Here is a 13692-nt window from a genome sequence, read left to right as displayed (position 1 = left end):
CTCACGTCATGCTTCCGCGGGGCCCGCCGCTTCCTCCGCGCCCGCCGCTTCCTCCGCGTCCCCGGCCGGCGTCACCCCAGCCGTCTCCGCCACCCCCGCGAAGGCGGCTCCGGCGTCCCGCAGGCGGGCGTGCAGCGCCGTGAAGACCGCCGCCGAACGGACGCCGGGCCAGTCCTGGGGCAGCAGCGCGGCGGGCAGCCCGGGATCGGTGTACGGGAGATGGCGCCAGGAGTCGAGAGCGAGCAGGTAGTCGCGGTAGGCGTCGCCCGGAGGTGTGTCCCCGCGCCCCTCCCAGTCGTGCAGCACGGGCGCGTGCCGGTCCAGGAACGCCTCGTGCTCCTTGGCGATCGCCGTCAGGTCCCACCAGCGCGCCACGGCGTCCGCCGTCGGCGCGAAGCCCAGATGCTCGCCCCGGAACAGCTCCACGTACGGGTCGAGACCCAGCCGCTCCAGCGTGTGCCGGGTCTCCTCGTACAGCCGCGCCGGGGCGATCCACACTCCCGGGGCCGCCGTCCCGAAACCGAGACCCGCGAGGCGTGACCGCAGCACGTGCCGCTTCTGCCGCTCGGACTCCGGCACGGAGAAGACCGCGAGCACCCAGCCGCCGTCCTCGGGCGGCATCGCCGCGTACACCCGGCGGTCGCCGTCGTCGAGGAGCTGCCGTGCCTGCGGCGACAGGGCGTACCCCGCGGCACCGGCCGTCGTACGGGCCGGCACGAGCAGGCCGCGCCGCTTCAGCCGGGACACCGACGACCGTACGGACGGCGCGTCCACGCCCACGGCCGCCAGCAGCCGGATCAGCTCGGCGACCGGCACGGGGCCTGGCACGGAACGGCCGTACGCGCCGTAGAAGGTGACGATGAGGGACCTGGGGGCGTGCTGCTCTGACACGTGATCACTCTAGAACGCGTGGATCACGGCGAGTCGCCCCCTGTGGACAACCGGCCCTCGGGACGGCCGGCGCCGCTCGCGCCCTCCGTACGCTCCGTGTCCCGAGCGGGCTCGGTGTGCTCCGCCCGCAGCCGGAACCGCTGGAGCTTGCCCGTCGCCGTGCGCGGAAGCGCGTCCAGGAAGACGATCTCGCGGGGGCACTTGTACGGGGCCAGCTCGGACTTCAGGAAGGTGCGCAGCGCGTCCGCGTCCCGGCGCGCGCCCGCCCGCAGCACCGCGTACGCCACGGCGATCTGGCCGCGTGCCTCGTCGGGCCGCCCGACGACCGCCGTCTCCACGACGTCCGGGTGGCGCAGCAGGGCGTCTTCGATCTCCGGTCCCGCGATGTTGTACCCGGCCGAGATGATCATGTCGTCGGCGCGGGCCATGTAGCGGAAGTAGCCGTCGGGTTCGCGTACGTAGGTGTCACCGGTGATGTTCCAGCCGTCGCGCACGTACTCCCGTTGGCGGGGGTCGGCCAGATAGCGGCAGCCGACCGGGCCGCGCACCGCGAGCAGTCCGGGCTCCCCGTCGGGCACGGGCGCGCCGGAACCGTCCACCACGCGCGCGTGCCACCCCGGTACGGGGACTCCCGTCGTCCCCGGCCGTATCCGGTCGTCGGCCGCCGAGATGAAGATGTGCAGCAGCTCGGTCGCGCCGATGCCGTTGATGATGCGCACACCGGTGCGCTCGTGCCAGGCGTGCCAGGTCGCCGCGGGCAGGTTCTCCCCGGCGGACACGCAGCGCCGCAGGGACCCGATGTCGTACGCACCGGAACCCCCGGGCGTACCGGAACCCCCGGGCGTACCGGAACCCCCGGGCGTACCGGAACCCCCGGGCGTACCGGGGCCGCCGGGTGTACCGGTGCCGCCGGGCGCATCGGGGCCGTCGGGCGCATCGGAGCCGTCGGGCCGGTTCAGTTCGTCGAGCATCGCGCGGTACGCGGTGGGCGCGGTGAACAGCACCGACACCCGGTGCTCCGCGATCGCCGGCAGCAGCTGTCTGGGGCCCGCCTGTTCGAGCAGCAGCGCGCTGGCGCCCGCGCGCATCGGGAAGACCACGAGTCCGCCCAGCCCGAAGGTGAAGCCGAGCGGCGGGCTGCCCGCGAAGACGTCGTCCTCGTGCGGTCGCAGGACGTGCTTCGAGAAGGTGTCCGCTATCGCCAGCACGTCACGGTGGAAATGCATGCAGCCCTTGGGCCGTCCGGTGGTCCCCGACGTGAACGCGATCAGTGCGACGTCGTCCGACGCGGTGGCGGCGGCGGGATACGGCCCGTCCGGGGCGTCCTTGATCCGTACGAGCAGATCGTCGGCGGAGTCACCGCCGTACGCCGTGACACGCAGCCCGGGTACCTCCGCCCCGAACAGGTCGTCCACGGACCTGGCGTCGCACAGGGCATGGGACACCCGGGCGATCTCGCACACGGTGGACAGCTCGTGGGCGCGCTGCTGTGCCAGCACCGTCACGGCGACCGCGCCCGCCTTCAGCACGGCCAGCCAGCAGGCGGCCAGCCACGGCGTCGTGGGGCCGCGCAGCAGCACGCGGTTGCCGGGCACGACGCCCAGGTCACCGGTCAGGACGTGCGCGATCCGGTCCACCCGGGTGCGCAGTTCCCCGTAGGTCCACACGTCCTTGTCCACCGTACGGAAGACGGGACGCTCGGCGGCGGTGTGGGCGAGGAGCTCGACGGCGCAGTTCAGGTGGTCGGGGTAGTGCAGCTCGGGCAGGTCGCGGGGGAGATGCGGCCACTGCTCGGGAGGCGGCAGATGGTCGCGGGTGAAGGTGTCGAGGTGGGCGGAGGCGACCGCGGCGCGGCGAACATCGGTGCCGCTGCTGTCCCCGCTGTCCCCGCTTACGCGGGTGTCCCTGCTGTCCCGGGTGTCGCGCTCGTCGCTGGTGTCGCTGGTCTCCAAGGCGGTTCGCCCCCTTGTGTGGGTGGGCTCGCACCGGGAGCGTATCGCGATAGTGACGACAGTCAACGGTACGCGATAACCTTCGTACAGCCCCACAGGGAAGAGGGACCGCATGGCGGCATTCTCACTCGATCCGTCACAGACCGCCCGGTGCGCCGAGCTGCGCGCCCTGGCCGAGCAGCGACTGCGGCCGCTCGCCGAGAAGGGCGGGGCGGACGGCCACGTCAACCGGCCGCTCGTCGCCGAACTGGGCCGGCTGGGGCTGCTGTCACGGCTGTTCACCTCGGGCGCCCTCGACCTGTGCCTGATGCGCGAGTCCCTGGCCCACGCCTGCACCGAGGCGGAGACGGCCCTCGCCCTCCAGGGCCTGGGCGCGCACCCGGTGCACGCGTACGGCACCCCTGCCCAGCGCGAGACCTGGCTGCCCCGCGTGACCGGCGGAACGGCGGTCGCCGCCTTCGCGCTGAGCGAGCCGGGCGCCGGCTCGGACGCGGCGGCGCTGGCGCTGTCCGCCGAACCCGACGGCGCGCACCGCTGGCGGCTCACCGGCGAGAAGTGCTGGATCTCCAACGCCCCCGACGCCGACTTCTACACGGTCTTCGCGCGCACCACCCCAGGAGCCGGCGCCCGGGGAGTCACCGCGTTCCTCGTCCCCGCCGACCGTGCCGGGCTGGACGGCGCCCCGCTCGACATGCTGTCGCCGCACCCCATCGGAAGCCTCGCCTTCGACGCCGTACCCGTGACGGCGGACGACGTCCTGGGAGAGCCCGACCGCGGGTTCCAGGTCGCCATGACCACGCTCAACCTGTTCCGGCCGAGTGTCGGCGCGTTCGCGGTGGGGATGGCCCAGGCGGCCCTGGACGCGACGCTCGCCCACACGGCGGCCCGTGAGGCGTTCGGCGGCAGACTGAAGGACCTGCAGACGGTCGCCCACCAGGTGGCGGAGATGTCCCTGCGCACGGAGGCGGCCCGCCTGATGGTCTACGCGGCGGCAGCGGCGTACGACGCGGGCGACCCGGACGTCCCGCGCCGCGCGGCGATGGCCAAACTGCTGGCCACGGAGACCGCCCAGTACGTCGTCGACACGGCCGTCCAACTGCATGGGGCCCGCGCCCTGCGCCGCGGCCACCTCCTCGAACACCTCTACCGCGAGGTGCGCGCCCCGCGCATCTACGAGGGCGCCAGCGAGGTCCAACGCGCCATCATCGCCAAGGAGTTGTATGCGACTGTGGAGAGCCCATGAGTACGCGGAGAGTCAACCCGCCCGAGCTGTCCCCGCCCACCGGCTTCTCCCACGCCGTCGTCGCCACGGGGGGCCGCGTGGTGTTCCTGGCGGGCCAGACCGCGCTCGACGGGGACGGGAAGGTGCGGGGGGAGACGCTGCCGCAGCAGTTCGAGACGGCGCTGGCGAACCTCCTGGCCGCCCTGGCCGCCGCCGGGGGCACCCCCGCGGACCTCGCCCGGGTCACCGTCTACGCCACGGACGTCGCCGACTACCGCGCCCACGCCGCCGAGATCGGCCGTGTCTGGCACCGCCTGGCGGGACGCGACTACCCGGCGATGGCCGTCATCGGCGCCACCCGCCTCTGGGACGAGCAGGCCCTGGTCGAGCTGGACGGCTTCGCGGTGCTTCCGTAGCCGGGGGCCTGTCCCTGTGTCCGTCCCTTTCCCCGTGCCCGTGCTGGTGCCCGCGCTCGCCTCCGGCTCAGGCGGCGACCGCGAGCCGCCCGGCCGCGGCCCGGTCGGCACACGTCCGTCCGTCCGGGCCGCGGCCTGCCACCACCCGGTGCGGTGCGACGACGCTGCCGTCGGGCAGGAGCTCACCCGTGTCGTCGAAGACGATCACGCCGTCGCACCTGAGGCTCCAGCCCTGCTCGGGGTGGGCGGCGACGATCACGGCCTCGTGCGCGGCCTCGCGGCCGGAGCGGTCCGGTGACTGACCCGTTGACTGGCCCGGTGACTGGTGAGAACACATGGCGCACCTCCACGTCGGATGCCATGAGTGACGGCTGCGTCGCCGTCGCCCCGCACTACGGACCATGCTCCCGTCGCCCACGCACCGGAACGGCTCGCCGTGAAGCGTGACAACATGCGGACACCACGTGGACAACACCCGGACGTGTTCCGGACGCTCGCGGCGGACTCGCCACCGGTGGGGTGACGATGACGCCGCCCGGAGCGAAGGCCCGGTACCTCTGGACCCTGCGCACCCCGCTCCCACCGCACTCCAGGAGGTACTTCATGTCCCTGCGCCAGACCATCGGCACGACCGCCGGCGCCACGCTGCTCCTGCTCGCCGCACCCGCCACGGCCGCCGTGGCGGACGCGGCGTCCGACATCCCGGAGTCGGTCACCGTCGACAGCACGGGCGTGATCGCCCCGGACGGCACCGTCACGCTCTCCGGCACGTACCGCTGCGTGAGCCACACCGGCCCCGTGTTCGTCTCCTCCTCGCTGGCCCAGGGTGATTCCGGTGTCCGGTACGGCATCGGCGGCACCGCCGCGATCTGCGACGGCGCGGAGCACGGCTGGACCAATGTGAGCCGACTGGGGGAGCATCCCTTCAAGGCGGGCGACGCCCACGTGGAAGCCACTCTGATGGAGATGCGCCCGGCCCTGCTGGGCCTCCCCCTGCCGGCGTTCCACGCGACGAACGAACAGAGCGTCACCCTCACCCGGGACAGCGGCGAGAGTCGAGGCCGGGACCGGGGCGAGAGCTGACATGGCCACCCGACGACCCCGCCCGGCCGACGAGAGCCGCGAGGCCCGGTTCGAGCGGGGTATGGAGGTGCTCGCCGGCATCGACGGCGAAGCCGGCGAGCGGGTCATCGCCTCACTCGCGGACATCGCCCCGGAGATGGCGCACCAGATCGCCGCCTGGGGATTCGGAGAGATCTACAGCCGTCCCGGGCTGGCCCCCCGGGACCGCCAGTTGGTGACACTGGGCATCCTCACCGCGCTCGGCGGCTGCGAGGCCCAGCTGGCCGTCCACGTCAACGCGTCCCTCAACGTGGGCCTGACCCCGCAGGAGATCGTCGAGACGCTCCTGCACTCGGCCGCGTACTGCGGTTTCCCCAGAGCGCTGAACGCCACCTTCGCGGCGAAGGAGGTCTTCGCCGAAAGGGGCCTGCTCCCCGTCGGGGAAACGACGGACTCCGCGTCCATCGCGGGCTCGGGACGGCGGGAAAATCCCGAGGCCCCGTGACCTCGGTTGAAGATCAGCCTGACGAAGCGGTGACAGTGGAGGTTCGAGCCCTTCCCCCGGCACACAGAGGCATCACGGGCCGGGGTAGCCCAACACGGCAGAGGCACACCGCATCAATCTCAGACTCTCGCTCCAGCTTCAGCATCGCCACCGATCGCCGGATCGAACGAGGCCGGACGAACGCCGTCGGATGTGAGTTCGACTCTCGCCTGCACCTCTCGCGGTGCGGTAGTTCGAAGGAAGAACACGACGGCCTGATGACTGATCCGTCCTCTTGAACGCCATCGGCGTGCGCAAGTGGGTGGCATCCCCAGGAGCCCGGGAGCTGGATACGACTCCCGGGCTCCGCCACGTCCCGGCTTCCACGCCGACGCCGGTACGGCCACGCGAACGTACCGTCCGCTCCGAGCGCGGCGGGCACGCCGTGCGGGCGGCCCCTGCGTGGGCGGCCCCTGCGTGGGCGGCGGTCTGCGCTTCTACTGACCTTCGTACTCGGCGCAGAGCGCGCGGGCCTTCTTCTCGGTGGCCGTCGCCCCGGGGTCCTTCACGTCGAAGGTCTGCATGCGGCGCATGATCTCCCGCATGGCTTTGTCCAGTTCCTCGTACCGGTCGTCCAGTACGGCGGCGGAGTGGGCCAGTTGGGAGGCGGCACCCAACCGGTTGAAGTAGGCCTCGGAGCTGTCCTTGGGCCCCTCGTACAGGGCGTCCAGCCCCGGGGTCCGGGGGAGCACCTGGCAGGAACCCACCGCGTCGGCCCGGGCGTCGTTCAGACCGGTACCGGACGCCGCACCACCCCCACCGGCCCACAGCAGCCAGCCGAGCCCCACCCCGGCGCCCCCGGCCGCCACCGCGATGATCAGCGGCTCCCTCCACCTGGCGGAGGACCGGTCGCCGACGGCGGGAGGCGGAGGGCCGGAGGGCAGGGGCGGAAGGGCGGAGGGAACGGTCATCGTCTCAACTTCTCGATGGGCGAACGGCGTTACTGGAACGGTGGCAAGGTTGTCATGTGCAGAGGCGCAGCGGCTGTCTCCGGACCACCGGTGGCCACCACGCCCTGCCCGCTGCCCGCTGGGACACGGAATGCCGTCCGGGTAAACGAGTTGCTCACTGGGACCACCTTGTTACGGTGACCCGATGGCATCGGTAAAGCAGGTCCAGATCACCTTCGACTGCGCCGACCCCGAGCGCGTGGCGCGCTTCTGGTGCGAGGTGCTGGGGTATGTCGCACCGTCGCCCCCGGAGGGGTTCGCGACGTGGGACGACTTCAACCGCTCGCTGGCACCGGAGGACCGCGGAGCCTGGTTCGCCTGCGGTGATCCCACAGGTGCGGGGCCCCGGCTGTACTTCCAGCGCGTCCCCGAGGGCAAGGTGGTCAAGAACCGGGTGCATCTCGACGTGCGGGTCGGCACCGGCCTCGTGGGTGAGGAGCGCCTGGCCGTGCTCGAGGCCGAGTGCGCCCGCCTGGTCGCGCTCGGCGCGGTACGCGGGAAGCTCCTGCTCGCCGACGAGGAGAACGAGTCCTGCCTCCTGATGCAGGACGTCGAGGGCAACGAGTTCTGCCTCGACTGAGCCCTGTGGTCGGTGACGCACGGCGGCTCCGCCACCTACCCCCGACCACCCTGCCCCGGCGGAGAGCCGCAGGCGGGCCCGGCTCCTGTTTGCCGTCCGCGCAGGCGGGGACCCGGCCGACCATGAGTACTACGCCACGCCGCCGCATGCGGCAGAACAGGGTCCTGAGGCTGCTGGACCGCCTGGAACGTGAGCCCAGGGCCGACGCGGTGATCGACGCGGTGCGCCAGCGGGTGAAGGCGCTGCCGCTCGGCGACGCGCGGGACTTCCTGCACGGGAGGTGGCTGGGGCACCCGGTGCATCCGCTGATGGTGCAGGTGCCGATCGGCAGCTGGATGTCGGCGGCCGTCCTGGACCTGTACCCCGGCCGCTCGCGCGAGGCGGGTCTGCTGATCGGCGTCGGCCTGTCCTCCGCCGCGCCCGCGGCCCTCGCGGGCTGGGTCGACTGGGCGGAGCTGCACCCGCAGCAGCAGCGGGTCGGACTGGTGCACGCCCTGGCCAACTCGACGGCCGTCGGTCTCTACGCCGCCTCGCTCACCTGCCGCGTCAGGGGACGCGGCGCGGCAGGCCGGGCCTACGGCTTCCTGGGGCTGACGGCGGTCGCACTCGGCGGCGTGCTGGGCGGCCACCTGGCCTACCGCCAGGCGTCCGGCGCGAACCACGCCGAAGAGGTCCCGCACGTCGTCACGCGGGGCTGGCACCGGATCGGAGCCGTGACGGAGTTCCCCGCCGACCGTCCGGTACGGCGCAGCGTGGACGACGTCCCGGTCCTGGTCGTCCGGGAATCCGGAGGGGCGGTCCACGCCCTGGCCGAGCGGTGCAGCCACCTCGCCGGACCGCTCTCCGAGGGCACGGTCAGCGACGGATGCGTCCAGTGCCCCTGGCACGGCAGCGTCTTCCGGCTCTCGGACGGCTTGAACGTCCGCGGCCCGGCCACCGCCCCCCAGCCGGCCTTCGAGTCCCGGATCACCGACGGCCACGTCGAGATCCGCCTCCGCCGACAGGAACAGGACGGGCAGGCGCCCGACGCGGGGGAAACTTCACCCGAGGGCTACACCGCCCCTTCTCAAGGCCAACCGTGAGGGGAGACGCGTGAGGCACATGCCGACCTTCTCCGCGCGGCTGCAGGAAGCCATAGACGAAGACAAGTGGACGCCTCCTGCCCGGTGAACGACAGACACCCCGCACCGGTTGCGTCCAGTGCGGGGCGCCTGTCGTGAGAGTCAGCCCTGGGCGGTGTAAGTGATGAAGTCGTTCCATGCGGTGGGGGAGAGGGTGAGTTCGGGGCTTCGCTGGTCCTTGGAGTCCCGGACGTGGATCGCCTGCGTGCCCTTCGCCACCTCGATGCAGGCGTCACCCTGCGAGCCGCTGTAGCTGCTCTTGAACCAAGCCAGTTCGGACGTGCTCATAGCGCTCCTCGCAATCGCTTCAGCAGGCCCAGGGAGTCTTCAGGGGTCAGGGCCTGCGAGCGCAGTTTCGCATACCGCTGCTGGAGGAGACTGATCTCTTTCGGGTCGGAGATCAGCCGCCCGTTCTGCTGCCCCTCCGAGTAGCCGAACCACCGATGCTCCGGCGTCTCGGCCAGCATGATCGGCCCGTCCAACCCCGCATGCGACGGCCTGCGCAACGGCATCACCTGAAACTCCACGTTCCAGTTTCGCTCGATCAACCCCAGCAAGTGATCGAAGAGTTCCCGCGTCACCTCCTGCCCGCCCGTCCACCGCTCCAGCACCGCCTGCTCCACGATGAAGCTGAACGCCGTCGGCGGCTTCCGCGTGACCGACAGCAGTTCTTGCCGAGCCAGTCGCGCCGCGATCCGCTGCTCCAGTTCCTCGGGGTCAGGCAGCGGCGGTACGTCCAGCGACACCGCCCGCGCGTACGCCTCGGTCTGCATCAGACCCGGAACGACCCGGCACTCGTACGTGTACAGGCTGACCGCGGTGACCTCCAACCGAGCCCACTGCCGGAACCAACTGGCCAGCCCCGCCTGCCGCGTCAGCGTCGGCGCGGCCCTCCGCAAGGCCCCCGTGTTGCCGAGCGCCTCCTCCCCGCGTTCCACGAACTCCCGGTCCGGCATCCTCCGGCCCTGTTCCACCGAGGCGACCGTGTGCTTCGAGAAGCGGACCAGAGCGCCGAACTCCTCGCGGCTCAGGCCCGCGTGCTCCCGCAGGGCCTGGACGACCGCCCCGAAAGTGCGCAAACTGTCCGACGCCCCCGGTTCCGCGCCCCCCGCCCCGGTGCCGCCGCCCGTGCTCTCGTAGGCCACCGCCGGCCACCTCCCGTGCCACCCGCCGTCGTACTGATCCGACCGTGACCATCGTGACGTACCGTGACGCGTACCGTCCACCGAATGTGCGCGTAAGCTGACTCGGCGTACGCGGTACGGCTCTGGCGAACTCGTCCTTTCCGGCACTACTGTGGGCATACGATACGACTAACTACTCGCATGGCCGTCAAGTGCTCGTCACCGTAGGTGTTCAGTCGTCGGCGTCCGAAAGCCATGCCACCCCGGCGGGGCAGCCGAAGGCCGCCGGTTCAGCCGCCTCCCCACAGACCGGCGAGCCATCGGGCCGTTGCGGGGGAGCCCGCCAGCAGGACCGGCGAGTCGAAGGAGAACGCCCTGCCGCCGGCGCCGAGGACCGACCGCCCCCGTTCGCGACACAGCGCCACTCCGGCCGCGACGTCCCACGGCTTGGGGGCGATGCACATGCAGGCGTCCAGCCAGCCCTCAGCCACGCCCACCAGGTCCAGCGCCATCGAGCCCTGCATGCGGACCCGGTAGGCCTCGTCCTGGACACGGTCGAGGACACGTCGCGCGCCGCCGCGCGCCGCGCCGGTGCCGGAGAGGCCCACGACCGCGCGGTTCATGTCCTCGGCCACCGGGCGTACGTTCTCCGGGCGGCCCGGCGTCGTCCACCGCCGGCCGAGGGCGGGCGCCTCCACCACGCCCACCAGCGGGACGCCGTCCTGCACGTAGGCGAGCGACACGGCGTACATCGGCGCGCCCCGGGCGAAGTTCATCGTCCCGTCGATCGGGTCGAGCACCCAGCAGCGCGCGGGCAGCGAGGCCCCGGGGGCCGACGACTCCTCGCCGACGACCGGGATGCGCGGGGTCCAGGCGGCCAGCACCCGCGTCACCCGGGACTCCACCTCGATGTCCGCAGCGGTGACTTCCTCGCCGGAGGCCTTGTACCGCGCGGTCGACCATGTGCGCCCTGCCGTCGCCGACCAGGCGGCCGCCTCGCCCACGGCCGCCTCGGCGATCGTCAGCAACTCCCGTGGGTCCGTCACGTCCGGCTCAGCGGTCGCTCCAGCAAGGTCTCCGCGTGGGCGCCGTGCTCGCCCATGACGTAGAAGCTGAGCCGGTCGAACACCCACTCCTTGGGGATGTCGGTCCGCTCCCGCGCGGCGCGGACCAGCTCCAGGGCGGTTTCCTCCTCGGTCCGGCCCAGTGTCACGTGCGGTGCGTAGGCCTCACCGGTGTACCGGTAGCCGTAGCGTTTGTAGCTGGCCCGCTCGGCGTCCGTGAAACGGGAGACGTCCTTGTCGGCGTCGAAGGACGCCCGGTCGAGATGCCGGTCCAGGGCGGCGAGCGCTGCGTCCTGCAGCGCCTCGAGCAGCGGCGGACGCTCCAGGGCGAGGAACAGCCAGCCTGTGGGCTGGTAGACCACGCCCGTGGCGGACAGGGACACCTCGCCGTGCAGACCGCTCCCGACCGCTGCCGTGCCGATCTGCTCCAGCACCTCCGCCGGATCAAGGGTGTCCTCGAACGGGCCCTGGAAGACTGTCACATGGGGGAGGTTGCCGTCCGGATGCAGCGGAGGCTGCAGACGCACGTCCCCACCGAGGTCTCGCTGCAGCCGGACGGCGGCACGCAGATGGTCCGCTCGCGGAAGCAGGGCAACACCGAGCCATCTCGTCACGGGTGAGCTCCAATCCTTGTGATCACATGACGTGCCGCATCGAGGCCTCGCCGCATGGCGGCCCTCGGCGACTCGCCGTTGAGCCAGCCGGCGATGACGCCCGCGTCGAACGCGTCGCCGCCGCCGGTTCTGTCCAACGGTTCCACCGGCACGGTGGGCTCATGGAACAGTTTCCCGGCGGCAGTGGCCCACACGGCGCCCTCCGCGCCCAGCGTCACTATCACATCGCCGGCCACCAGCTCCGCCGTGCGCCGCGCGGTCCCGAAGACGTCGGACGCTGCGTATGACACCGGCAGGCGGGCGGCCTCGTCGGCGTTCATGAAATGGAGTGACGCTCCCTGCGCGAGCGGGCCCATGTCTCTGCCGTTCCACTCCATGGAGACACTTCGCCCGGTCAGGTGAGCGAGTTCGACGATGCGTCCGAGTACGGGAGTGGGCTCCCCGATGACATGGACGTGATCCGCCGCGCGTACGTCCTCCTCGGTGATGGCGTTGAACGCGAGGCCGCGGTCCGCGCCCGCGAACGTCAGCATCCGCTTCCCGGAACCCGACGACAGGACGACGGCCATGCTTGTACGAGCCCCGGCCTGTACCTGAACCAGCGAGGTGTCGACACCGCTCGCGTCCAGCACCTCCCGGCACATCGCGCCCGCCGTGTCGTCGCCCACGGCGGACACCAGCCGGACGGAGCAGCCCTGCCGCACCAGCCCCACGGCGGTGTTCGATGCAGCACCGCCCGGCAGCACGGAGCACTCCCTGCCCCGCAGCTTCTCGTGCTCCGATGGAAACCGGTCGGCCTGGGCGATGACGTCGAAGTTCACACCGCCCACGACCAGCACGCGTTTCGGTGCGCTCACGGCCGGCCCCAGCGGTAACTCTCGAACAACACGTGACGTACGAGCCGTTCGCGGCTGGCAGGCAGAGTTTCCGGCGGGAACGAGGCGTGGGCCACCAGATCACGCACCAGACGCTCGAACATCTCGTCGTCGGACCCGCACTCGTGGAACGACCGCATCAGCTCCCGGCGCAGGTCCCCGGGATGCAGATCCAGCTCCTCCAGCCACGCCCGGTTCGCGATGAGCACATTGGCGGCCGCCGAACGCAGCCGTGCCTGGATCGGTGCCGGAAGCATGTCGGAGTTGAGAAGCTCGAAGTACGCGTCGTCCTCCCGCGCGTGCATGCGCAGGTTCTGGCCGCCCACCGCCAGCACGTCCCGGTTGAGGTGGAACAACTCCAGCCCGAGATGGTGCGGTACGTCGAGGACGCTGATCCCCATGCCGGCGAGGCCCGCCTCATCGGTCGCCAGCGCCGAGAGCAGGTTGTCGAACATGTCGCTGTGCCTGGGCACCGCGATCTGCGCACCGGCCGGATCCGCGAGGAACTCCTGGGCCGTCACTCCGCCCCACCGGCCACCACGGGCGGCGAGCAGGTAGAAATTGCGACCGCCCATCGAATAGCCGACCCGTCCGATGGGCACCACCTGGTCCTGGACTGCCTCTTCCTCCTCCAGCAAGCGAAGGGTGCGCTGCTCGTTGTAGACCGCCGCGTCGAGGAGCCGGGCCGCGACGTCCCGCACGAGATGATCGGACCAGGGGAGCTGCAACGACACCACACGGTGGTTCCGCCGCGCCAGCGCCTTCTCCAGGCCGCAGCCCAGCAGAACGGCCTTCACCACGATCAGTGTGGAGTCCGCGAGCCGGGTCGTGCCCGTACGGCCCCGGCGGTCGGAGAGTTCGTGCCGGACGGCCTCCTCAGCGAGCGATCTGCTCGTCTGCCCGTACCAGACGGCCAATTGGGTCAGTGCGTTGAGGCACGGCCTGACGTCCTCGGCGGAGATCTCCTCGGCCGACCCGTCCTGGGCGTGACTGCCGTAGTTGCCGTAGTTCTGGATCGTGCGCACGGCGAGCACCACCTTGGGCGGTACCAAATTCTTCGAGGCGAGCACGGTCAGCAGGGATTCGAGCGTCGGCTTCGAGCCGACCGCCTCTCGCATGGCGATGTCCAAAAGGATCGACTCCGCCGCTCTCCTCGCTGTGCCGAGGAAGACCTCGGGGTCCGATTCCGCGTACCTCAGAGCTTTTCTGTACAGCCGGAGCGGTTCCCCCTCGTTGACCGTCACTCCGTGTCCCGCATCCTCTTCGCCAAGGTCCGC

Annotated in this window: 16 protein-coding genes; 6 read left to right on the top strand and 10 right to left on the bottom strand. The window is 71.6% G+C overall.

Translation table 11 applies throughout. The annotated features are described in order from the left end of the window. Positions 1–6: 6 nt before the first annotated feature. Entirely contained in the window at positions 7–891 is an 885-nt protein-coding gene (locus ACFY93_RS06335; protein WP_391354042.1) for a PaaX family transcriptional regulator C-terminal domain-containing protein, read from the bottom strand. A 23-nt stretch (positions 892–914) separates the two neighbouring features. Next, positions 915–2696, bottom strand: coding sequence for an AMP-binding protein (locus ACFY93_RS06330; RefSeq protein ID WP_391354160.1), 1782 nt, complete (start codon positions 2694–2696; stop codon positions 915–917). Between the two features lie 259 nt (positions 2697–2955). On the opposite strand from ACFY93_RS06330, the gene ACFY93_RS06325 reads away from it, so the two are divergent. Together ACFY93_RS06325 and ACFY93_RS06320 are read left to right on the top strand one after the other, a co-directional pair. Next, on the top strand, positions 2956–4086 hold the full coding sequence (locus tag ACFY93_RS06325; protein ID WP_391354040.1) for an acyl-CoA dehydrogenase family protein: 1131 nt from the start codon (positions 2956–2958) through the stop codon (positions 4084–4086). After that, positions 4083–4481 carry a Rid family hydrolase gene (locus ACFY93_RS06320; RefSeq protein ID WP_391354038.1) on the top strand — a complete coding sequence of 133 codons (399 nt, stop codon included), beginning with the start codon at positions 4083–4085 and terminating at the stop codon, positions 4479–4481. Before ACFY93_RS06325 ends, ACFY93_RS06320 begins: the two co-directional genes overlap by 4 nt. A 67-nt stretch (positions 4482–4548) precedes the next feature. Here the strand turns inward: ACFY93_RS06320 and ACFY93_RS06315 are convergent, their stop codons facing one another. Further along, a complete protein-coding gene (locus ACFY93_RS06315) occupies positions 4549–4818 on the bottom strand; it encodes a DUF5999 family protein (RefSeq protein ID WP_391354036.1) in 270 nt (89 codons plus the stop codon). A 266-nt stretch (positions 4819–5084) separates the two neighbouring features. Between ACFY93_RS06315 and ACFY93_RS06310 the strand changes: the two genes are divergently transcribed. Next, complete coding sequence (locus tag ACFY93_RS06310; protein ID WP_391354034.1) at positions 5085–5564, top strand: DUF6299 family protein; 480 nt, start codon at positions 5085–5087, stop codon at positions 5562–5564. A 1-nt stretch (position 5565) separates the two neighbouring features. After that, positions 5566–6048, top strand: coding sequence for a carboxymuconolactone decarboxylase family protein (locus tag ACFY93_RS06305; RefSeq protein WP_391354033.1), 483 nt, complete (start codon positions 5566–5568; stop codon positions 6046–6048). 476 nt (positions 6049–6524) lie between these two features. Here the strand turns inward: ACFY93_RS06305 and ACFY93_RS06300 are convergent, their stop codons facing one another. Next, a complete protein-coding gene (locus tag ACFY93_RS06300) occupies positions 6525–6998 on the bottom strand; it encodes a hypothetical protein (RefSeq protein WP_391354031.1) in 474 nt (157 codons plus the stop codon). Between the two features lie 184 nt (positions 6999–7182). Here ACFY93_RS06300 and ACFY93_RS06295 point away from each other — a divergent pair, with 184 nt between their 5' ends. Both ACFY93_RS06295 and ACFY93_RS06290 read left to right on the top strand, forming a co-directional pair. Continuing rightward, a complete protein-coding gene (locus ACFY93_RS06295) occupies positions 7183–7617 on the top strand; it encodes a VOC family protein (protein ID WP_391354030.1) in 435 nt (144 codons plus the stop codon). 146 nt (positions 7618–7763) lie between these two features. Further along, entirely contained in the window at positions 7764–8699 is a 936-nt protein-coding gene (locus ACFY93_RS06290) for a Rieske 2Fe-2S domain-containing protein (RefSeq protein WP_391354158.1), read from the top strand. A gap of 141 nt (positions 8700–8840) precedes the next feature. Here ACFY93_RS06290 and ACFY93_RS06285 read toward each other — a convergent pair whose 3' ends face one another. From ACFY93_RS06285 to ACFY93_RS06260, 6 genes are all read right to left on the bottom strand, one after another. After that, positions 8841–9026: a DUF397 domain-containing protein gene (locus ACFY93_RS06285; protein ID WP_391354028.1), complete on the bottom strand. Its 186-nt coding sequence runs from the start codon at positions 9024–9026 to the stop codon at positions 8841–8843. Continuing rightward, positions 9023–9883, bottom strand: a complete 861-nt coding sequence (locus ACFY93_RS06280; protein WP_391354026.1) for a Scr1 family TA system antitoxin-like transcriptional regulator — start codon at positions 9881–9883, stop codon at positions 9023–9025. The genes ACFY93_RS06285 and ACFY93_RS06280 overlap by 4 nt, the downstream gene beginning before the upstream one ends. A gap of 269 nt (positions 9884–10152) precedes the next feature. Continuing rightward, entirely contained in the window at positions 10153–10908 is a 756-nt protein-coding gene (locus ACFY93_RS06275; RefSeq protein ID WP_391354025.1) for an inositol monophosphatase family protein, read from the bottom strand. After that, entirely contained in the window at positions 10905–11540 is a 636-nt protein-coding gene (locus tag ACFY93_RS06270) for a 2'-5' RNA ligase family protein (RefSeq protein ID WP_391354023.1), read from the bottom strand. Before ACFY93_RS06270 ends, ACFY93_RS06275 begins: the two co-directional genes overlap by 4 nt. Further along, the gene (locus tag ACFY93_RS06265) at positions 11537–12397 is read right to left on the bottom strand and encodes a PfkB family carbohydrate kinase (RefSeq protein ID WP_391354021.1); all 861 of its coding nucleotides are present in this window, start codon (positions 12395–12397) and stop codon (positions 11537–11539) included. Before ACFY93_RS06265 ends, ACFY93_RS06270 begins: the two co-directional genes overlap by 4 nt. Further along, positions 12394–13659, bottom strand: coding sequence for a DUF4145 domain-containing protein (locus ACFY93_RS06260; RefSeq protein ID WP_391354019.1), 1266 nt, complete (start codon positions 13657–13659; stop codon positions 12394–12396). The genes ACFY93_RS06265 and ACFY93_RS06260 overlap by 4 nt, the downstream gene beginning before the upstream one ends. Positions 13660–13692: the final 33 nt, after the last annotated feature.

Source organism: Streptomyces sp. NPDC008313 (assembly GCF_042956125.1).
Lineage (GTDB): Bacteria > Actinomycetota > Actinomycetes > Streptomycetales > Streptomycetaceae > Streptomyces.
Note: the sequence above shows the minus strand (reverse complement) of the source record. Positions and strands in the feature narration are given on the sequence as shown.